Annotated in this window: 12 protein-coding genes, 1 pseudogene and 1 CRISPR repeat array; of the genes and pseudogenes, 10 read left to right on the forward strand and 3 right to left on the reverse strand. The window is 65.6% G+C overall.

All coding sequences use genetic code 11. The features are described 5' to 3' along the window. Positions 1-101: 101 nt before the first annotated feature. Both aceA and aceB read right to left on the reverse strand, forming a co-directional pair. Entirely contained in the window at positions 102-1,397 is a 1,296-nt protein-coding gene (gene aceA / locus NUG20_RS20535; protein WP_263396221.1) for an isocitrate lyase, read from the reverse strand. A gap of 128 nt (positions 1,398-1,525) precedes the next feature. Beyond that, positions 1,526-3,169 (reverse strand): malate synthase A, encoded by a 1,644-nt coding sequence (gene aceB, locus NUG20_RS20540; RefSeq protein ID WP_263396222.1) that lies wholly within the window; start codon positions 3,167-3,169, stop codon positions 1,526-1,528. Between the two features lie 108 nt (positions 3,170-3,277). Between aceB and NUG20_RS20545 the strand changes: the two genes are divergently transcribed. The 10 genes from NUG20_RS20545 (at position 3,278) to cas6f (ending at position 15,749) form a co-directional block, all read left to right on the forward strand. Continuing rightward, positions 3,278-4,246: a LysR family transcriptional regulator gene (locus tag NUG20_RS20545; protein ID WP_263396223.1), complete on the forward strand. Its 969-nt coding sequence runs from the start codon at positions 3,278-3,280 to the stop codon at positions 4,244-4,246. 297 nt (positions 4,247-4,543) lie between these two features. Further along, on the forward strand, positions 4,544-5,803 hold the full coding sequence (locus tag NUG20_RS20550; protein ID WP_263396224.1) for a cation:proton antiporter: 1,260 nt from the start codon (positions 4,544-4,546) through the stop codon (positions 5,801-5,803). Between the two features lie 120 nt (positions 5,804-5,923). Further along, the gene (locus NUG20_RS20555) at positions 5,924-6,658 is read left to right on the forward strand and encodes a helix-turn-helix domain-containing protein (RefSeq protein WP_263396225.1); all 735 of its coding nucleotides are present in this window, start codon (positions 5,924-5,926) and stop codon (positions 6,656-6,658) included. A 70-nt stretch (positions 6,659-6,728) separates the two neighbouring features. Beyond that, positions 6,729-7,079 carry a VOC family protein gene (locus NUG20_RS20560; RefSeq protein WP_263396226.1) on the forward strand — a complete coding sequence of 117 codons (351 nt, stop codon included), beginning with the start codon at positions 6,729-6,731 and terminating at the stop codon, positions 7,077-7,079. A gap of 196 nt (positions 7,080-7,275) precedes the next feature. Then, a complete protein-coding gene (cas1f, locus tag NUG20_RS20565) occupies positions 7,276-8,262 on the forward strand; it encodes a type I-F CRISPR-associated endonuclease Cas1f (RefSeq protein WP_263396227.1) in 987 nt (328 codons plus the stop codon). Beyond that, complete coding sequence (gene cas3f, locus NUG20_RS20570) at positions 8,259-11,672, forward strand: type I-F CRISPR-associated helicase Cas3f (protein ID WP_263396228.1); 3,414 nt, start codon at positions 8,259-8,261, stop codon at positions 11,670-11,672. Before cas1f ends, cas3f begins: the two co-directional genes overlap by 4 nt. An 88-nt stretch (positions 11,673-11,760) precedes the next feature. Continuing rightward, on the forward strand, positions 11,761-13,116 hold the full coding sequence (gene csy1, locus NUG20_RS20575) for a type I-F CRISPR-associated protein Csy1 (RefSeq protein WP_263396229.1): 1,356 nt from the start codon (positions 11,761-11,763) through the stop codon (positions 13,114-13,116). Continuing rightward, positions 13,113-14,096: a type I-F CRISPR-associated protein Csy2 gene (csy2, locus tag NUG20_RS20580; protein WP_263396230.1), complete on the forward strand. Its 984-nt coding sequence runs from the start codon at positions 13,113-13,115 to the stop codon at positions 14,094-14,096. Before csy1 ends, csy2 begins: the two co-directional genes overlap by 4 nt. A gap of 27 nt (positions 14,097-14,123) precedes the next feature. Beyond that, on the forward strand, positions 14,124-15,173 hold the full coding sequence (gene csy3, locus NUG20_RS20585; protein ID WP_263396231.1) for a type I-F CRISPR-associated protein Csy3: 1,050 nt from the start codon (positions 14,124-14,126) through the stop codon (positions 15,171-15,173). A 9-nt stretch (positions 15,174-15,182) separates the two neighbouring features. Continuing rightward, complete coding sequence (gene cas6f / locus NUG20_RS20590; RefSeq protein ID WP_263396232.1) at positions 15,183-15,749, forward strand: type I-F CRISPR-associated endoribonuclease Cas6/Csy4; 567 nt, start codon at positions 15,183-15,185, stop codon at positions 15,747-15,749. Between the two features lie 128 nt (positions 15,750-15,877). After that, positions 15,878-20,163: a CRISPR direct-repeat array (repeat unit 28 nt; unit sequence GTTCACTGCCGCGTAGGCAGCTCAGAAA). 14 nt (positions 20,164-20,177) lie between these two features. Here the strand turns inward: cas6f and NUG20_RS20595 are convergent. Continuing rightward, positions 20,178-20,804: pseudogene (locus tag NUG20_RS20595) on the reverse strand (TetR/AcrR family transcriptional regulator); the annotation flags it as partial. Positions 20,805-20,880: the final 76 nt, after the last annotated feature.

Here is a 20,880-nt window from a genome sequence, read left to right on the forward strand (position 1 = left end):
GAAGTTCGGTGCGGGAGTCATGGTGAAATAAAAAAAGCCCGGGCGAACCCGGGCTCTCCCCTCCCGTGGGGATCGGCGAACAACGAACGCCCGGCTGCAGGTCAGGCGGCCTTTTCGCCGTGGAACTGCTCTTCCTCCGTCGAGCCCTTCAGTGCGGTGGTGGAGGACTGGCCCTGCTGGATCGCCTGGGTCACCGCATCGAAGTAGCCGGTACCGACCTCGCGCTGGTGCTTGACCGCGGTGAAGCCGCGATCGGCGGCGGCGAACTCGGCTTCCTGCAACTCGACGAAGGCGCTCATCTGGCGGCGCGCATAGCCGTGCGCCAGATTGAACATCGAGTAGTTCAGCGCATGGAACCCGGCCAGGGTGATGAACTGGAACTTGTAGCCGTAGCGCGCGATCTCCTTCTGGAATTTGGCGATCGTCGCGTCGTCCAGGTTCTTCTTCCAGTTGAAGCTCGGCGAGCAGTTGTAGGCCAGCAGCTTGCCCGGGAACTTGGCGTGGATCGCCTCGGCGAACTGGCGCGCGAACTCCAGGTCCGGCTTGCCGGTCTCGCACCAGATCAGGTCGGCGTACGGGGCGTAGGCCAGGCCGCGGCTGATCGCCTGGTCCAGGCCCTTGTTGGTCTTGAAGAAACCTTCGACGGTGCGCTCGCCGGTGGTGAACGGACGGTCGTTGGGGTCGATGTCGCTGGTCACCAGGTCGGCGGCCTCCGCGTCGGTGCGCGCGACCAGCAGCGTCGGCACGCCGAGCACGTCGGCGGCCAGGCGCGCGGCGTTCAACTTCTCGACTGCCTCGCGAGTCGGCACCAGCACCTTGCCGCCCATGTGCCCGCACTTCTTCACCGAGGCCAGCTGGTCCTCGAAGTGCACGCCGGCCGCGCCGGCCTCGATCATCGCCTTCATCAGTTCGAAGGCGTTGAGCACGCCGCCGAAGCCGGCCTCGGCATCGGCCACGATCGGCTGCAGGAAGTCGATCTCGTCCTTGCCCTCGGCGTGGTGCAACTGGTCGGCGCGCAGCAGCGTGTTGTTGATGCGCTTGACCACCGCCGGCACCGAGTCGGCCGGGTACAGCGACTGGTCGGGGTACATCTGCCCGGCCAGGTTGGCGTCGGCGGCGACCTGCCAGCCGGACAGGTAGATCGCGTTGAGCCCGGCCTTGACCTGCTGCATCGCCTGGTTGCCGGTCAGTGCACCCAGTGCGTTGACGAAGTCCTTTTCGTGCAGGTACTTCCACAACTTCTCGGCGCCGAGCCGGGCCAGCGAGTGCTCCACGTGCACGGTGCCGCGCAGGCGCACCACGTCGGCGGCGGTGTAGTTGCGGGTGATCCCGGCCCAGCGCGGATTGGTGTCCCAGTCGTGCTGGATCTGTTCGGCGGTCTGCAGCGTGGTGCTCATCTTGCGTTCTCCTCGGAATGGATACGGCGATGAAACGGTGGTGCGGTGGAGACGAGGACGTGGCGCAGGGTTCGGAAGACGCCGGATCCGCATTTGCGAATCCCCAATCTCCAATCCCTGCCGTCCAATCAATCGATCATCTGGTACGCCGGCAACGTCAGGAACTCGGCCAGATCGTCGCTGCGGGTCAGTCCGTCCAGCAGCGCGATGGCGTCGTCGAGGCGATTGCCGCCGGGCAGCAGCGCGCGCTCGCCCAGGCGCGCCGGCAGCTGGCGCATGCACGCGTCGAACAGCGCGAAGTCGATCGCGGTGCCGTCGTCCAGGTGCAGGCCGCCGACGTGCAGCCACTGCCACAGCTGACTGCGGCTGATCTCGGCGGTGGCGGCGTCCTCCATCAGGTGGTGGATCGGCACGCAGCCGTTGCCGTCCAGCCACGCCGCCAGGTAGCGCACGCAGACCTCGATGTTGCCCTCGAAGCCGGCGCGGGTGATGGTGCCGGCGGACGGCGCGATCAGCGTGTCGCGGTCGGCCTGCACGTCCTCGCGGCGAACGTCGTGCTGGTTCGGCGCGTGCATGTGCTCGTCGAAAATGGCGCGGGCGATCGGGATCAGCGCCGGATGCGCGACCCAGGTGCCGTCGTGGCCGGCGCTGACTTCGCGCAGCTTGTCCGCGCGCACCCGTGCCATCGCCTGCTCGTTGGCCGCCTCGTCGTGGCCGATCGGGATCTGCGCGGCCATGCCGCCCATCGCATGCGCGCCGCGGCGGTGGCAGGTGCGGATCAGCAGTTCCGAATACGCCTTCAGGAACGGCTGGGTCATGGTCACCTGGCCGCGCTCGGGCAGCACCCGGTCGCGGTGGCGGCGGAAGGTCTTCAGGTAGGAAAAAATGTAGTCCCAGCGGCCGCAGTTCAGGCCGACGATGCGCTCGCGCAGCGCATGCAGGATCTCGTCCATCTCGAACACCGCCGGCAGCGTCTCGATCAGCACGGTGACCTTGATCTGGCCCTGCGGCAGGCCCAGCATCGCCTCGATGTGCGACAGCGCGGCCTCCCACAGCGCGGCCTCTTCCATCGACTGCAGCTTGGGCAGGTACAGGTACGGGCCGCGGTCCTTGGCCAGCAGCGCGCGGCCGTTGTGGAAGGCGAACAGCGCCGCGTCGAACAGGCCGCCGGCCAGCGGCTGGCCATCGACCAGCACATGCTTCTCGTCCAGGTGCCAGCCGCGCGGACGCACGATCAGCACCGCCTGCTCGTCGTATGGCTTGAGCGTGTAGCGCTTGCCCTGGCTGCCGTCGCGCGCCGGCGGCGCGGTGAAGGTCAACGTACCGGCCACCGCTTCGGCCAGCGCGCGTTGCCCGGCGACCAGGTTGCGCCAGGTCGGGGCGGTCGAGTCCTCGAAGTCGGCCATGTACACCTTGGCGCCGGAGTTCAGCGCGTTGATGACCATCTTCGGATCGGTCGGGCCAGTGATCTCGACGCGGCGGTCCTGCAGCGCCGCCGGCAGCGGCGCCACGCGCCAGTCGCCGTCGCGGATCGCCTGGGTGTCGGCGCGGAAGTCCGGCAGGCCACCGCCGTCGAACCAGGCCTGGCGCTCGCGCCGCGCCGCCAGCCGCGCCTGGCGCTCGGGCTCGATCGCCCGGTGCAGCGACACCAGCAGGGCCAGCGCCGCCGGCGGCAGCAAGGCGTCCTGGCCGGCCAGCGAGGCGGTCAGGGTGATGCCCGGAGTGGAGCGGTCGGCGGAGGGGGATGAAGCGGCGAAGGCGGCGGCGGACATGGTGGGGTTCCTCGATGTTTCCGGGCTGCCACCGTGCGTCCGCCGCAAGTATTTGACAATACAGTTTTATCAATGCATTAAATAAGCTCACCTTATATCTATCACGCCATGCCTACGCGCGGCACCGCAACCCCTCGTTTTCCTTACAAATCCGACCGGTTGAAGCCGCTGCGCGCGTTCTGCCAGACGGTGCGGCTGGGCTCGGTCTCACGCGCCGCCGAGGCGCTGTTCGTCAGCCAGCCGGCGGTGACCCTGCAGCTGCAGGCATTGGAACGGGAGCTGGGCGTGGTGCTGTTCGAGCGCAGCGGGCGGCGCCTGATCCCCAGCCGCGAGGGCCAGCTGCTGTACGAAATGGCGCAGCCGCTGGTGGAGAGCCTGGACCGGCTGGAGGCCGATTTCCGCGAAAAGGCGCGCGGGCTGGACGCTGGCGAGCTGAACATCGCCGCCAACAGTTCCACCATCCTGTACCTGCTGCCGAAGATCGTGGAGAACTTCCGCGCCCGCCACCCGGAGGTGCGCCTGACCCTGCACAACGCGATCAGCGCCGATGGCACCGACCTGCTGCGCGAGGACGCGGTGGACCTGGCGGTGGGCTCGATGCTCGACGTGCCGGCCGACCTCAGCTACGCGCCGGTGTACCGCTTCGAGCAACTGCTGATCGCCCCGCGCGACCACCCGCTGGCGAACAAGCCCAAGCTCACCCTGGACGACCTGTCGCCGTATCCGCTGATCCTGCCGCCCAAGCGCCAGGTGACCTATCGCCTGGTCGACCTGGTGTTCCAGCAGGCGCGGGTGCCGTACACGGTGGCGCTGGAAGTGGGCGGTTGGGAAGTGATCAAGCAGTACGTGGCGATGGGCATGGGCATCTCCATCGTCAGTTCGATCTGCGTCACCGAGGCCGACCGCGGCAAGCTGGCCACGCGCTCGCTCGGCGACTATTTCCCCACCCGCAGCTATGGCGTGGTGGTGCGCAAGGGCAAGTTCCTGTCGCCGCAGGCGCGCGCCTTCATCGAGCTGATCCAGCCGGACCTGTTCACCCCGCGCGGCTACGACGAGAGCGGGCCGTCTGAGCGTTGAGCCAAGCTGCCGCCACGCCTGCATGGCGGTGCGTGCGGATCGCGTGGTCGCAACGGTGGCGCATCGGCCGCCGCCGCACGGCTGCCTGCGGGGTCCGGACCAATGGCCGGCGAGCTGGATGCCCGCACCGGCGGCGACTGCTTCGCGCGCTTTGGTCGGCATAGACTAGCCAGGACGCTGCACCGTCCGCGCGCGGCGCATTCGGCGGGTGGCGCCCGGGGACAGGACCGATGACCATGCACACCGCGGACGGCCTGCCGGTACGCGCCGCTCCGATCCAGTGGAAGGGCTGATGCGATGAATCCAACGACGCTGTTGCTGGTGCAACTGGCGGTGATCCTCGGCGTGGCGCGCCTGTGCGGAGCGTTGCTGCAACGCGTCGGCCAGCCGCCGGTGATCGGCGAGATGGCCGCCGGATTGCTGCTCGGGCCGATCGCGTTCGGCGCCTGGCTGCCGGAGCTGCACGGCGCGCTGTTCGCGCACGCCAGCCTGCCGCCGCTGTCCGGCTTGGCCAACATCGGCGTGGTGCTTTTCATGTTCGTCGTCGGCGTGGAACTGCGCGCGCCGGACGGGACCAAGGCGCAGGTGCGCGCGTCGATGACGGTCGGTTTGGCAGGCATCGTGCTGCCGTTGCTGCTCGGGCTGGCTGCCGCGCCATGGCTGTATCCGCGCTTCGCGCCGCACGGCATCGGCTTCTGGCCGTTCGCGCTGTTCATCGCCGCGGCGATGTCGGTCACCGCGTTTCCGGTGCTTGCGCGGATCCTCAAGGACCGCAACATGACGCGCACGCCGGCCGGCCGCCTGGCGCTGGGCGCGGCGGTGATCGACGACGCCACCGTGTGGATCTTCCTGGCGATCGTGCTGACCCTGACCGGCGGCAACACGCACGGCGGCGTCGGCTTCACCGCGGTGGGCGTGCTGGTGCTGGTCGCCGTGGTCTTCGGCGTCCTGCGCCCGCTCTACGCGCGCCTGCTGAGGCCGCGCGTCGGCGACGGCGGCTACGCGCCCACCGCGCTGGTGTGGGTGCTGATCGGCCTGCTGGCATGCGCGGCCGCGGCCGAATGGATCGGCCTGCACGCGATCTTCGGCGCGTTCCTGTTCGGCATCTGCCTGCCGCGCGAGGATCGCCTGCTGGAACACCTGGCCGGACGCATCGAACCGTTGGCGATCACCCTGCTGATGCCGGTGCTGTTCGCGGTCGCCGGCCAGGCCACCAGCCCCAGCGCGCTCGCCGGCGCGGGCATCGCCGGCTTCGTCCTGGTGATCGGCGTGGCGGTGCTCGGCAAGCTGCTCGGCTGCACGCTGGGCGCGCGCCTGAGCGGCCACGACTGGCGCGACAGCCTGACCGTGGGCTCGCTGATGAACGCGCGCGGCTTGATGGAACTGGTGGTGATCAAGATCGGCCTGGACAGCGGCCTGATCGGCCCGGACCTGTTCACCCTGCTGTTCGGGATGACCCTGGTGACCACGCTGATGGCCTCGCCGATGGTGGCCTGGTTCCACCGGCAGCGGCAGGCCGGCAGCGACGCGCTCGGCGCTGGCCGCTCCCATCGCTAAGCGCAGGAGGCCGAGCGGCGCCGCAGTGCCCTCGGCGAACCGGCAGCGCGCGCGGCTGGCGAACGCCGCGCGTGTCTGCCGAGCGCAGGCCATACTGTGCGACGCAACGCCGATCGCCCGATGACCACCGCCTTGCCCACGTCCTCCCGCTACGCCGAAACCGACGCACCGCCGGCATTGCGCGACCGCCTGCGCTGCAGCTGGCGTTTCCGCCAGGGCGATGCCGATCCGCTGCCGACGCAGGTGCTGCCCGACGGCTGCGTGGACCTGATCTGGGACGGGCGCGCGCTGTTCGTGGCCGGGCCGGACCGCGGCGCCAGCAGCGTGGCGCTGGCGCCGGGCAGCGTGCTGAGCGGCGTGCGCCTGGCCGCCGGCGCGGGCGCGAGCCTGCTCGGCGTCCCGCTGCATGCCATCGCCGACCAACGCATCGCGCTGGAGGCGCTGTGGGACGGCCGCGGCCGCGAGTGGCAGGCGCGGCTGCAGGACGGCGCCGATCCGCTACCGTTGCTGCACGCGCTGTGCGCCAGCCGCCCGCTCGCGGCGGACCTGCCGATGGCGTGGGTGTTCGCGCAGCTGGCCGGCGACACCGCGCCGCGGATGGCCGAACTGACCCGCAGCCTGGGCATCAGCGAACGCTCGCTGCGGCGCCGCTGCCAGGACGCGTTCGGTTACGGCGCCAAGACCCTGGAGCGCATCCTGCGCCTGCAACGCTTCCTGCGCCTGGCATCGGGCCACGCCACCCTGACCGCGGCGGCGCTGGAGGCCGGCTACGGCGACGCCCCGCACCTGGTCCGCGACAGCCGCCAGTTGACCGGGCTCAGCCCACGCGAGCTGGTCCGGCGGCACGCGCGCTGAGCTGGCCGTTTTCGCCAAGCCGGCGACGGCGTGGCGATGGATACTGGCCTCCCTTTTCACGGAGCCCGCCATGAGCCGCGCCGACCAGCAGCACCGCATCGACTACCTGGAATTCGCCGTCGCCTCGATCGCCGCGGCCAAGGCCTTCTACGGCCAGGCCTTCGACTGGACCTTCCAGGACTACGGCCCGGACTACTGCGAATTCCGCGACGGCCGCCTCAGCGGCGGCTTCTTCCACGGCACCGCGCAGCCCGGCGGCGCCCTGGTGGTGCTGTATTCCAACGACCTGGCCGACACCCAGGCGCGCATCGAAGCCGCCGGCGGCCGCATCGTCCGCCCGCTGTTCGAATTCCCCGGCGGCCGCCGCTTCCATTTCGCCGACCAGGACGGCTACGAGCTGGCGGTGTGGTCGGAGGGCTGAGACAACAAGCACGACACCTGCGCACGGGGCGGATCGATCACGACCGATGTCGGCCATCTGTTGCAATGGTCCATGCTCGCCAAAAAATTTGTCCACAACCTAGACCCAAGAACACGACAACTTGGGTCTAATATCCAAGCCTGAACAGGCCACGGATCCGATGCGAGCGCAACGGCTGCCGGCCCACAAGGGGTACATGGACGCACTGCCAGCTTCGGATCTGAAAACGATCCTGCATTCCAAACGGGCGAATCTCTACTATCTCCAGCATTGCCGTGTGCTGGTCAACGGCGGGCGCGTCGAGTATGTGACCGACGCGGGAAAGCGTTCGCTGTACTGGAACATTCCGATCGCGAACACCACAACGCTGTTACTAGGAACGGGCACGTCGATTACCCAGGCCGCCATGCGCGAGCTGGCCAAGGCAGGCGTGCTGGTGGGCTTCTGCGGCGGTGGCGGTACGCCGTTGTTCACGGCGAACGAAATGGACGTCGAGGTCACTTGGTTCTCTCCCCAGAGCGAATACCGGCCTACCGAATATCTACAGGCCTGGGTCAGGTTCTGGTTCGATGACGACCTGCGGTTGTGCGCGGCCAAAGCATTCCAACAAGCGCGCAACCGGCGCATCGGCGAGCAATGGCTGTTGCGCCCACTAAAGGATGCTGGTTTCGCCCCTCCCGCCGCCCGCCTGCAGGAGTTGTTGGAAAGAAGTTCCAGGAACATCGAACTGGCGCAGGACAACACGGCCCTGCTGACCGAAGAGGCACGCCTGACCAAGGCATTGTTCAAGCTGGCCGTGGACACCGTCGGCTACGGCGAGTTCACCCGCGCCAAACGCGGCGCCGGCAACGATCCGGCCAACCGTTTTCTCGATCACGGCAACTATCTCGCCTATGGGCTGGGGGCGACCGCGACATGGGTGCTGGGGCTGCCGCATGGCCTGGCAGTCCTGCACGGGAAAACCCGGCGCGGCGGGCTGGTGTTCGATGCCGCCGACCTGGTCAAGGATGCCAGCATCCTCCCGCAGGCGTTCTTGTCGGCCATGCGCGGGGACGACGAACAAGCGTTTCGGCAAAACTGTATCGAAGCGCTTGCCCGCAGCGAATCGCTGGATTTCATGATCGAGACACTCAAGGAGGTGGCGCTGGCGACGGCATCGCTGAAGCGCGACGGTGCAGCATGAACATCTTGCTGGTGTCCCAGTGCGACAAGCGCGCACTGACCGAGACCCGGCGCATCCTCGACCAGTTCGCCGAGCGCCGCGGCGACCGCACCTGGCAGACGCCGATTACCCAAACGGGCCTGGATACCCTGCGCAAGCTCCTGCGCCGCACCGCGCGCAAGAATACCGCCGTTGCTTGCCATTGGATCCGCGGTCTGGACCATAGCGAACTCTTGTGGATCGTCGGGGACGCCAGCCGCTTCAATGCGCAAGGTGCCGTGCCAACAGATACCACCACGCGCAACGTGCTACGTCGCGGCGACGAGAACGATTGGCATCGTGCGGAAGACATCCGGCTGCTCGCGCAACTGGCCGCGTTGCTGCACGACCTGGGCAAGATCAGTGTTGCCTTCCAGGCGCGGCTGCACGGGCACTTGCAGGAACGCAACCTCTATCGCCACGAATGGGTGTCGCTGCGCATGTTCCAGGCTTTCGTCGGCCAGGACGACGATACGGGCTGGCTGCACCGCCTGTCCGATCCGGATGGCAGCGACGTGCTGAGCTGGACAGCAGACGGACGCTACCGCCGCGATGGCCTGGATGCCGACCCTGGGCGTCCATTCGAACAATTGCCGCCCCTCGCTGCGGCGATAGCCTGGTTGGTCTTGACGCACCACCGCTTGCCGTTGATACCCGTCGCCAACGAGGACGGCACTCAGGGCTGGCTGGGCCGCCGTGCCCGCACCTTCAATCCTATGTGGCTGGAGGCGCCGCTATCGCTGGTCGGGCACGACTGGAACGAGATCCGCCAGCCCTTCGAACGCACCAGGATAGAGCCTTATTGGAATCCCGCAGGTCCATTGCCGGTCGCCACGGCGGCGTGGCGTGCACAGGCTGCGCGCCTGGCAAAGCGTCTGACTGAACTGCGCGGGCGTCGCGACGACGACTGGCTGGGCAATCCATACGTGATGCACCTGGCGCGACTCAGCCTGATGCTGGCTGATCATGCCTACTCCAGACTGGGACTGGACAAGAACGACCAGCCTGTCCCCGAGCGCAGGCCGCATCTGCAAGCGGATACATGGCTGATGGCCAATACGACCCGCAACCAGGCCGGTACCACGGTGCCCAACCAGTCCTTGGTGGAACACTTGCTGGGCGTGACCCATACCACCGGCCTGATCGCCCATGCCCTGCCCGGTTTCGAGCGCCACCTGCCTCGGTTGGCTCAGCACCGCGGCCTGCGCAAGCGCAGTGCCGATCCCCGCTTCGCCTGGCAGGACAAGGCGGCCGATGCGGCGACCGCGTTGCGCGAAGCGGCACGTGCGCAGGGTGCGTTCATTGTCAACATGGCATCCACCGGCTGCGGCAAGACCTTGGGCAATGCACGCATTCTCTATGCATTGGCCGATCCGCAACACGGCATGCGCGCGACCTATGCACTCGGATTGCGCTCGCTGACCTTGCAGACCGGCCGTAGCTACCGCACCGACCTGCACTTGAGCGACGACGAACTGGCCATTCGCGTAGGCGGCTCGGCCAGCCAAGCGCTGTTCGACTACTACCAACAGAAAGCCGAGTCCCACGGATCGGCTTCGGTTCAGTCGCTGCTGGAGGAGGACAGCCACATCCTGTACGACGGCACCACCGCCGACCACCCGCTACTATCCCGCGCGCTGCACGACCCGGAAATTCGCAAGCTGCTGTCCGCGCCGATGCTGGTCTGCACCGTGGATCATATGGTTCCGGCCACCGAATCGCTGCGCGCAGGACGCCAAATCGCGCCGATGCTGCGGCTGATGAGCGCCGACCTGATCCTCGACGAACTGGATGACTACGATCTGGACGACCTGCCCGCGTTAACCAGACTGGTGCATTGGGCCGGGATGCTGGGCACGCGTGTGCTGCTGTCCTCGGCAACGTTGCCGCCAGCGTTGCTCGAAGGAATGTATGCGGCCTATCGCGCCGGGCGCATGCACTACCAACGCAACCGCGGCGCCGACGGCGGCAACGCGGATGCGGCGGTGATGGTGCAATGCCTGTGGGCCGATGAATTCGGTGTGCAGACGGCCGCCTGTCCAGACGCGGCGTCCTTCGCGCAGCAGCACCTGCAATTCGTCGGCCGGCGTTCCACGCGGCTGCAGAAGGCCGAGCCGCTGCGGCGGGGCGCGCTGCTGCCGCTGCAACTTCAGTCGCGCCAGCGCGAGCAGATCCATGCCGAATTCGCGGGGCACGTCCGCACCGCCTGCTTGGACCTGCACGCCGCTCACGCGCAAGCCGATCCGGTCAGCGGCAAGCGCGTCAGCTTCGGCTTGGTGCGCATGGCCAATATCGATCCGCTGTTCGACGTGGCACAGGCGCTGTTCCGGCTTGGCGCCCCAGAGGGCACGCGCATCCACCTGTGCGTCTACCATGCGCGCTTCCCGTTGCTGCAATGCTCGGCGATCGAGCAGCAGCTCGACGCGGCGTTTGATCGTCGTGGCGACGGCTTGACGGTCTATCGCCTGCCCGCGATCCGCGCCGCGCTGGACGCCGGCCCCGAGCAGCAACAGGTGTTCATCGTACTCGCCAGCCCGGTGTGCGAAGTCGGCCGCGACTGGGATGCGGACTGGGCGGTGGCCGAACCGTCGTCAATGCGCTCGCTGATCCAGCTTGCCGGGCGCGTGCAGCGCCATCGCGGGACGCCGGGCACCGCGCCGAACGTGCTGATCTTCGACACCAATCTGCGCCATTTTCGACAGATAGGACAGGACGCACCAGCGTTCGTGCATCCTGGATTCGAGCAGGCCCACGGCGCACGCACGGAACGCTTCCGGCTGCAGACCCACCGGCTCGGCAAGTTGTTGCGGGCCGACGAGTACACCACGCTGACCGCGCTGCCACGTATCCAGCCATTGCCTCACGCCAAGCAGCAGCCCCAGCACAATCTGGTAGACCTGGAACACGCGCGCATGGCCGACAGCATGCTACCCAAGCCCCGCACCAGCGTATCCACTTCGGTCCGCAGTGCCGTCACATTTCCATTGGATGCCGCGTGCGCCTGGCAATACCCAAGGGCCGCACTGACCGGCGTACTGCCGCAACAACAGCCATTCCGCGACGATCCGCTGCCCTCGATCACGCTGGTCCTGCTACCCGACGATGAAGAAGAACAGCTTGTCCTGCACCGCATCGAGGAAAGCAACATCCGCCGCGACGAGAAGCTCTATACCGCCGTGGAGCGCAGCCAGCGCCATGACATCCAACTCGATCCCGGCCCGCGTATCGCGCCGTGGGGCGAGTTCGACCTCATAGCATTGCTCGCCGAGCAGGCTGAGCACCTCAACCTCTCCCTGCAGCATTGCGCCGAACGGCTGGCGACGGTGGAGGTTCCGGAGAGCAAGCAAGGATGGAGGTTCCACCCATGGCTAGGATTCGCCAAGCAGAAGTAAATATCCACTAGAAGAGGACAGACAGCAGGGTAGTAAAGATCGACAGCACTTTGGATCAATGGAACACGATCTTAGGGGAATAGAGGGAATGAAAGAACTGACCGATAGAGGCAAAAATTTCCGCTCCGCCATCGCCACATTCATCGACACCCGGCGCGAGGCCAAGCTGAAGGGCAAGGACGACGGTGCCGACACGGCATCCAAGTACGAATATGGCATCTGGCTGGCCGATGCGGCGCGCCGGGTCGGACAGATCCAGGCGGTGACCCATGTGCTCAAGGCCACACACCCAGATGCACGTGGCAGTAGCCTGCATGTCGCGCCTGCCGCACTACCGCGACACGTCGAAATCGGTAGCCACGTCCTTGGCGACGACTACGCCGAGGACGTGGTCGGCAATGCCGCTGCGCTGGACGTGTTCAAGTTCCTCAAACTGGACATCGAGGGGCGGCGCCTGCTCGACTGGATGCAGGCCGGCGACGACGACCTGCGCGACGCGCTGAACGCCGATGCCGCAGTGGCGACCGACTGGATGCGAGCATTTGGCAGCCTGGTGCGCAGCGACCAGCAGCCCAGCTCGCACGAGGCAGCTAAGCAGGTTTACTGGCTGGCCGGTGAGGAGCCGGCCGACGACACCCAGTACCACCTGCTGCAGCCGCTGTTCTCCAGCAGCCTGACACATGCCGTACATGCCGAGATCCGGGAGGCGCGCTTCGGCGAGGACAACAAAGCGGCACGACAGGCCTATCGCGACAAGCAGCCGTTCGACGAGATCTATCGCGACTACCGCCACCTGGTCGCACGCAAGCTGGGCGGCACCAAGCCACAGAACATCAGCCAGCTCAACAGCGATCGCGGCGGCGTGAACTATCTGCTGGCCTCACTGCCGCCGCGCTGGACCCAGGAGCGTCCGCGCAGCCTGCTTGATCTGGACTCGGCGCTGGAACGCTTCGCCTGGTTCGAGGGCGTGCGGCAACTGATCAAGACGCTGAGCGACTTCCTGTTGACTAATCCTCCCAAGAACGACGCCATCAGGAAAACGCGAGAAGCGATCGAGCAAGCACTAGGCCTGCAACTGGCCTACTTCGCCAGTACCATCCACGCCCGTTTCGAGCCTGGCTGGACGCGCGATCCCAACTGCCAACTGCCGTTGTGCGAGCGACTGTGGCTAGACCCGGCTCGGATCGATCTGCCGGACCGCGAAGACCCGCAACGCCCAGAATGGCAGCAAGACGATCGTGATTTCAGAGAAGCCTACGACTTCGGCGACTGGCCCGATGAGATCGCTGGGCGCTTCGCCAACTGGCTCAACGACCAATTACGCGAGGCGGGGATTGCGGGCCTCGGCGACGACCAGTTCCAGCATTGGGCCGCCCAAGCCATCGTCGATGCGGCGTGGCCTGTGCCGATGCGCCGCCGTGCGTCGGCAGGAGGTGCAGCATGAGCGCCTGCCCGGCATTCGATCATCTGCTGGTGCTGCCGCGCCTGCGGGTACAGAACGCCAACGCCGTCTCCAGCCCACTCACCCACGGCTTTCCATCGATGACCGCCTTCCTGGGCCTGATGTGGGCGCTGGAGCGTAAGACACGGGCCGCCGGACTGGACATCGCCTTCCATGCCGTCGGCGTGGTCTGCCACGACCACCAGGAGCAGGTCACCGAGGGCGGCTTCGTCAAGGCATTCCGGCTCACCCGCAACCCGGTGAGCAAGGACGGCGGCACCGCCGCCATCGTCGAGGAAGGCCGCATCCACTTGGAGCTGAGTTTGGTGTTCGCGGTGCAAGGCGAACGCTGGGTACGCGATCCGGCCACCCAGGCCTTGGACCTCGCCACCGTTGCCAACCTTCTGGCAGGCATGCGCGTGGCCGGAGGCAGCGTGCTGCCACCGCTGCAAGTCGGCCGCCATCGCCAACAGCCGCAAGCTATCGCCCTGACCGGCACCGAAGACGACCGGCACGCAGTCTTCCGCAAACTGCGCCTACGCCTGCTGCCCGGCTTCACGCTGGTGGCCCGCGACGACCTGCTCGACATGCGGCTGGCCGAGCTTCAGGCACACGCGCCCGGCAGCACCCGACTGGACGCATGGCTGTCGCTGGCACGCATCAACTGGCGCTACACGCAGGACCCAGATGACGGCAAAGGCGAATGGCGCAACGACCGTACCGGCCGAGGCTGGATCGTGCCGATCCCGGTGGGCTATGGCGCGCTAGGCGACCTGCATGCGCCCGGCAGCATCGCCAACGCACGCGACGCCAGCACGCCGTTCCGCTTCGTCGAGAGCCTGTACTCGGCCGGCGAATGGCTCAGCCCGCACCGACTGCACTCCCCGCAACAATTGCTCTGGTACGCCGACAGCCAGCCCGATGCCGGGCTGTATCGCTGCCGCAACGACTACCGCCCCGCCACCGACACCAACTTCGATTGATCGTCCATCACGACAAGGAATTCCATCATGGCCAACGACACCCTCAAGACCGCTTCCGTCCTCGCCTTCGAGCGCAAGCTCGATCCCTCCGATGCGTTGTTTTTCGCCGGCAGCTGGAACGGCCGCAGCGATGCCGGCAAATGGCAGCCAGTGAAGGTGCGCGAGAAATCCGTGCGCGGCACCATCTCCAACCGGCTCAAGGACAAGAGCAAGGAGCAGACCGACCCGGCCAAGCTCGATGCCGCCATCCAGAACCCCAACCTGCAGACCGTGGACGTGGCCGCGCTGCCGCTGGATGCCGATACGCTGAAAGTGCAGTTCACCCTGCGCATCCTGGGCGGTGCCGGCGAACCCTCGGCCTGCAACGACGCCGACTACCGCAAGAAGCTCCTCGCCACCGTCGGCGGCTATGCGCAGCAACACGGCTTCGACGAGCTGGCCCGGCGCTACGCCGCCAACCTGGCCAATGGCCGTTTCCTGTGGCGCAACCGGATCGGCGCTGAGCAGGTCGAAGTACAGGTGATCCACCTGCGCGACGGCAGCGCTGCCGCGCAATGGAGCTTCCAGGCACACGACCACGCGCTGCGCACCCTGACCCCACCGGCAGGCGAAACCGACGACCTGCGGACGCTGGCCGAATTGATCGCCGCCGGACTGGCCGGCCGCTCGCACGTGCTGTTGCAAGTCACGGCCTTCGTTCGCCTCGGCGCAGGCCAGGAGGTGTTCCCGTCGCAGGAGCTGATCCTGGACAAGGCCACAAGCAAGAAGAGCAAGACCCTCTACGCGGTCGGCGAAGGCGACAAGGCGGTGGCCGCCATTCATTCGCAGAAGATCGGCAATGCGCTGCGCACCATCGACACCTGGTACCCGGAGGCGGAGGAAAATGGCGCGATTGCGGTGGAACCGTACGGCTCGGTCACCACGCAAGGCAAGGCCTACCGTCAGCCGAAGGAGAAGCTGGACTTCTACAACCTGCTCGACGCCTGGGTGATCAAGGACAAGACGCCGGACCTGGAACAGCAGCATTTCGTCATCGCCACGCTGATCCGTGGCGGCGTATTCGGCGACGCAGGCTGAGGTGGCACGATGCAGCACTATCTCGACCTCCAGCTCAGGTCCGACCCGGACATCGCGCCCCATCACCTGTTGGGAGCCTTGTACGCACGCCTGCACCGTGGCTTGGTGGAACTGGGCACCTCGCACATAGGCGTCAGCTTCCCCGGCCACGACGACAAGGCGCCAAGCCTGGGTTCGCACCTGCGCCTGCACGGTACGGAGTCTGCGTTGCAGGAACTGATGGCAACGTCCTGGCTCAAGGGCATGGGCGACCATCTGTCGATTTCCGGCATTGCCCTGGTACCTGGCGGAACCTCGCACCGGCAGGTGACGCGCGTCCAGGCCAAGAGCAGCCCCGCACGCCTCCGACGCCGCGCTATGCGACGGCACGGCTGGGACGCCGATACCGCAATCGAACGCCTCCCCGATGCGGCAGCCGAGCGACTCCAGCTTCCCTTCGTCACACTTGGTAGCCGAAGCACCGGTCAGGCGGCTTTTCCCTTGTTCATTCGGCATGGGCCAATGCTGCAAGAAGCCAGGCAAGGTCTGTTCAACAGCTATGGCCTTAGCCATGAGGCCACCGTTCCCTGGTTCTGACCCTTTTTTAGCGCACCAGTAAAATACTCAAACAATCAACCACTTAGACGCCATCCTCTCGGAAGGGAGGATGGCTTTTTTGCGCTTGGTTACTATAGCTTTCAAGCACTTGGGTAAATTTTTGTCTTGTTCACTGCCGCGTAGGCAGCTCAGAAAATGGTAAACAGGATCGTCAGGCGCGCATCCGGGTTCACTGCCGCGTAGGCAGCTCAGAAAACGTCCCTGGAGTATCGCGCCGCGAGCTCGGCGTTCACTGCCGCGTAGGCAGCTCAGAAACGAAGTTGCTTGCTGCGCACCCGGAGCTCGAAGTTCACTGCCGCGTAGGCAGCTCAGAAAAAAGCGATGCTGGATCGCGCGCTGAACCCACAGTTCACTGCCGCGTAGGCAGCTCAGAAATTGTAGTCGCGCACCACTGGATCGGTGCTCTCGTTCACTGCCGCGTAGGCAGCTCAGAAAATCACGGCGGCTGGACGGTGGATTCGATGCAGGGTTCACTGCCGCGTAGGCAGCTCAGAAAAGCAGCTGCCGCGCCTGGATCACCATCCGGTCGTTCACTGCCGCGTAGGCAGCTCAGAAAATTGCTGGCTGTGCTCCGTCGGAGCTGAAGGGGTTCACTGCCGCGTAGGCAGCTCAGAAAGCGAAGCGGCTCGCGGTGGCCTGGGCGCAGCAGTTCACTGCCGCGTAGGCAGCTCAGAAATTGGTTACTTTTTGGTATTGACTGAGAGTTACGTTCACTGCCGCGTAGGCAGCTCAGAAATCGTTGATCGTGTCCACGCCGCGCGCGGTTCCGTTCACTGCCGCGTAGGCAGCTCAGAAAAGCACGATGTCGATGGCCTTCGGGTCGAACCAGTTCACTGCCGCGTAGGCAGCTCAGAAATTCTCCAAGTCGCCATAGATCAGCGTCACCGAGTTCACTGCCGCGTAGGCAGCTCAGAAAGCCAATGCCGGCGACCAACGACGGGGCGAGAAAGTTCACTGCCGCGTAGGCAGCTCAGAAAATCAGCGCGGCCGACTACGCCATGGACGCCGTGTTCACTGCCGCGTAGGCAGCTCAGAAAGGGCCGCATAGCACCCGTACGGGCGACAGCGCGTTCACTGCCGCGTAGGCAGCTCAGAAATGCTGCTGTGCCGGTGGATGGCGAGATCTTGGGTTCACTGCCGCGTAGGCAGCTCAGAAATGTTCAAGCAGTGGGGCGAGTGGCGGCCGGCAGTTCACTGCCGCGTAGGCAGCTCAGAAAAACTCCTCGACCAGCTGCTGGTCGGTGTAGGTGTTCACTGCCGCGTAGGCAGCTCAGAAAACTCGGAACTGGCCAACGCGAAGTCCTACAACAGTTCACTGCCGCGTAGGCAGCTCAGAAAAGTGGATCGGCGGCGACTTCCAGAACGGCCAGGTTCACTGCCGCGTAGGCAGCTCAGAAATCTCGAATGCGTACCCGTACAGGTCGATGTAGGTTCACTGCCGCGTAGGCAGCTCAGAAAATGTACGCGCCCGAGCGCGCGCCGGGGTAGCCGTTCACTGCCGCGTAGGCAGCTCAGAAACGTCCCGTGAGTTTCAGGGTGCACAGGAAGCGGTTCACTGCCGCGTAGGCAGCTCAGAAAAAGCAGGTCGGGCACTGGCGCTCGGTCAGCGTGTTCACTGCCGCGTAGGCAGCTCAGAAAAACGAGATGGCGCTGGAACAGGGCATCGAAGAGTTCACTGCCGCGTAGGCAGCTCAGAAATCGTGGCGGCGGCCTGGCCAGCTTCGATCAGGGTTCACTGCCGCGTAGGCAGCTCAGAAACTCGCGAGAGCGGAGCAAGCATCGGCGATCAAGTTCACTGCCGCGTAGGCAGCTCAGAAAACCACAGTTGCCGGCCTACTGGCGCCAGGGCGGTTCACTGCCGCGTAGGCAGCTCAGAAAAAGTCGTTGGTCATGGCCAAGTTCGCGAACAAGTTCACTGCCGCGTAGGCAGCTCAGAAAACCCTGATCCCCATCGCTGACGCCCGCCAGGAGTTCACTGCCGCGTAGGCAGCTCAGAAAAGGAATGCGGCCACCTGCAGCGCGCCGGCTTCGTTCACTGCCGCGTAGGCAGCTCAGAAACAGCACGTCCGCCGGCCGCTGCCCGGTGAGGTGTTCACTGCCGCGTAGGCAGCTCAGAAATCCAAGTACGTCATTTCCGACATGGACTTGGGGTTCACTGCCGCGTAGGCAGCTCAGAAAGCATCCAAAGCCTGCACCTGGGCGAAGAGGCCGTTCACTGCCGCGTAGGCAGCTCAGAAAGACAGGAACACGATGTGCGGCCGCTCTTGGCCGTTCACTGCCGCGTAGGCAGCTCAGAAAGCAACCCAGACCGACCGCTCCCCCTGCGCCAGGTTCACTGCCGCGTAGGCAGCTCAGAAACGCGCGGAACGGGCGGCCCAACTCCAGCGCGAGGTTCACTGCCGCGTAGGCAGCTCAGAAATGGTCGCTGCTGCTGATCATCCTGGAGCTCATGTTCACTGCCGCGTAGGCAGCTCAGAAATACATCATGCAAAACGCCACCGATCCGGTGAAGTTCACTGCCGCGTAGGCAGCTCAGAAATGGAAGATGATCGACGGCGACGGCGTTGACCCGTTCACTGCCGCGTAGGCAGCTCAGAAAAACGGTAGCCGCGCATGCACAGCGGGATGTTGGTTCACTGCCGCGTAGGCAGCTCAGAAATCGACCAGGAAGCCGCGCGGGTCCATCTCCGCGTTCACTGCCGCGTAGGCAGCTCAGAAAAAGACCGGGCCGGCGCCGGTGTTCTTCGAGATGTTCACTGCCGCGTAGGCAGCTCAGAAAAGGAGCTGGTGGGCGAAGAGATCCACAAGCACGTTCACTGCCGCGTAGGCAGCTCAGAAACGGCCCGTGTCGTGGGAGGGCGCGAACATGGCGTTCACTGCCGCGTAGGCAGCTCAGAAAAGGTCAGCGACGACGGCGCATTCACACCGATCGTTCACTGCCGCGTAGGCAGCTCAGAAATGGCAGTCCTTCACTGCGGCGTGCGCATCCGGGTTCACTGCCGCGTAGGCAGCTCAGAAAAGTACACCTTGCCCGGGGCCAGTTCGTCCGCGGTTCACTGCCGCGTAGGCAGCTCAGAAATTGCGCCGTTCGCCCCTCCACGTCACTCCGGGGTTCACTGCCGCGTAGGCAGCTCAGAAATGCAGCAGCAGTACGGCCCCGGCTCCGGTCAGGTTCACTGCCGCGTAGGCAGCTCAGAAACACTATTGCTCGACGTGGAAAAGCATCCCTGCGTTCACTGCCGCGTAGGCAGCTCAGAAGCGCATACACCGTTGGCACGCGTTCACTGCCGCGTAGGCAGCTCAGAAAAAGTCGCTGGTGGCCATGTAGAGGTCGCGCACGTTCACTGCCGCGTAGGCAGCTCAGAAAGCAACGACAGCTGGAATCGCGACCCGCAGCGCGTTCACTGCCGCGTAGGCAGCTCAGAAATGTTCCGGCGCGACCACAGCGGCCATTGCCACGTTCACTGCCGCGTAGGCAGCTCAGAAAATCGTCAGGGGCGGCAGGCTGCGCCGTCACGTGTTCACTGCCGCGTAGGCAGCTCAGAAATGTTGCTGCACCTCGACGCTATCGCGCGACAGGTTCACTGCCGCGTAGGCAGCTCAGAAACGGGATCGTCACCAGAGACAACTCGTAGATCTGTTCACTGCCGCGTAGGCAGCTCAGAAAAGCCGCGGCGTCGGCTGGATTCGTCAGTTCGTGTTCACTGCCGCGTAGGCAGCTCAGAAATCAACTACAGGACCACGTATCTATGACCACCCGTTCACTGCCGCGTAGGCAGCTCAGAAAACACGCGGATTTCGCCCTCGCTGTTGGCATTCGTTCACTGCCGCGTAGGCAGCTCAGAAAATCCACGCCAGGCCTTCCAGTAGGGTCATGCCGTTCACTGCCGCGTAGGCAGCTCAGAAACCCTATTCCCGAAACACCCGATGATGTAAAAGGTTCACTGCCGCGTAGGCAGCTCAGAAACCACTTCGGCGTCTCCAGCAGCTCGGGATGCTGTTCACTGCCGCGTAGGCAGCTCAGAAATTGCGCAGCGCGAGCATGCCGAAGGTCCAGACGTTCACTGCCGCGTAGGTGTAAGCAGCTCAGAAAACTACGGCAACTTCAGCGCCGTCGAGTTCGAGGTTCACTGCCGTGTAGGCAGCTCAGAAAGATGAAGGGCTTAGCGTAGGTCTCCAGGGTGTGTTCAATGCCGTGTAGGCAGCTCAGAAAGTTGTCGCCATGGGTGACTGGCACCACCAGGGGTTCACTGCCGTGTAGGCAGCTCAGAAATCAAGGGCAATCGGCGCTTCGACCAGATCGGCGTGTTCACTGCCGCGCAGGCAGCTCAGAAAGTACAAAATGCCCTTGACCGCGTCCAGCTGGTTCACTGCCGCGTAGGCAGCTCAACATCCAACCGCACTCACCCGCGCGTACTGCCGCAAAAACATGTCCACCGCCGACGCGGCCACCTGCGCCTGCTGCTCGGCGCTCAGCGCCGGCTGGCCCATGGCGATCTGCGGCCAGAACGCGAAGCCCTTGACCAGGGCTTCCAGTTGCTGCGACGCGAACTGCGGATCCAGCGGCTGCAGGCGGCCGTCGTCCAGGGCCGCGCGGATCCAGCGCGTGGCGCCCTCTTCCTTGCTGCCCAGTTGCGCGATCAGGTCGCGGGCGCGCTCGGGCGAGTGCACGCCGTGGGCGATGGCCACGCGCGACAGGTCGATGAAGGCCGGATCGTCGAGCAGCCGCAGCTTCTGCTGCAGCAACTGCAACAGCTGCTCGCGCAGCGGTTGGTCCGGCCGATACGGCACGCTGAGCATGTCCGCGCTGCGCTGCCACAACCCGCGCAGGATCTCGGCGAACAAGGCGTCCTTGCTGGGGAAGTGGTTGTAGACGGTGCGCTTGGACACGCCGGCGCTGGCGGCGACGCGGTCCATGCTGGTGGCGTCGAAGCCCTGGCTGCGGAACTCGGCGATCGCCGCCTCCAGGATGGCCTGGCGCTTGCGCTCGGTCAGGCGCGCCGGGGGCGGCGTAGGGGCGGGTGAACTGGGCATGCGGGCATTTTACACCGGGCGGTTTACTTTTCCGAAAAGGAAACTACACTGTGTAGTGTAATTTCCTGTCGACGCC

It is taken from the genome of Xanthomonas sp. CFBP 8443 (genome assembly GCF_025666195.1).
Lineage (GTDB): Bacteria > Pseudomonadota > Gammaproteobacteria > Xanthomonadales > Xanthomonadaceae > Xanthomonas_A.

Excerpts from the sequence above, each read along its gene's own strand:
- cas3f (WP_263396228.1), top strand. The coding sequence starts at position 8,259 with ATGAACATCTTGCTGGTGTCCCAGTGCGACAAGCGCGCACTGACCGAG.
- cas6f (WP_263396232.1), top strand. The coding sequence starts at position 15,183 with ATGCAGCACTATCTCGACCTCCAGCTCAGGTCCGACCCGGACATCGCG.
- cas1f (WP_263396227.1), top strand. The coding sequence starts at position 7,276 with ATGGACGCACTGCCAGCTTCGGATCTGAAAACGATCCTGCATTCCAAA.
- csy1 (WP_263396229.1), top strand. The coding sequence starts at position 11,761 with ATGAAAGAACTGACCGATAGAGGCAAAAATTTCCGCTCCGCCATCGCC.
- NUG20_RS20550 (WP_263396224.1), top strand. The coding sequence starts at position 4,544 with ATGAATCCAACGACGCTGTTGCTGGTGCAACTGGCGGTGATCCTCGGC.
- csy3 (WP_263396231.1), top strand. The coding sequence starts at position 14,124 with ATGGCCAACGACACCCTCAAGACCGCTTCCGTCCTCGCCTTCGAGCGC.
- NUG20_RS20545 (WP_263396223.1), top strand. The coding sequence starts at position 3,278 with ATGCCTACGCGCGGCACCGCAACCCCTCGTTTTCCTTACAAATCCGAC.
- NUG20_RS20560 (WP_263396226.1), top strand. The coding sequence starts at position 6,729 with ATGAGCCGCGCCGACCAGCAGCACCGCATCGACTACCTGGAATTCGCC.
- aceA (WP_263396221.1), bottom strand. The coding sequence starts at position 1,397 with ATGAGCACCACGCTGCAGACCGCCGAACAGATCCAGCACGACTGGGAC.
- csy2 (WP_263396230.1), top strand. The coding sequence starts at position 13,113 with ATGAGCGCCTGCCCGGCATTCGATCATCTGCTGGTGCTGCCGCGCCTG.
- aceB (WP_263396222.1), bottom strand. The coding sequence starts at position 3,169 with ATGTCCGCCGCCGCCTTCGCCGCTTCATCCCCCTCCGCCGACCGCTCC.
- NUG20_RS20555 (WP_263396225.1), top strand. The coding sequence starts at position 5,924 with ATGACCACCGCCTTGCCCACGTCCTCCCGCTACGCCGAAACCGACGCA.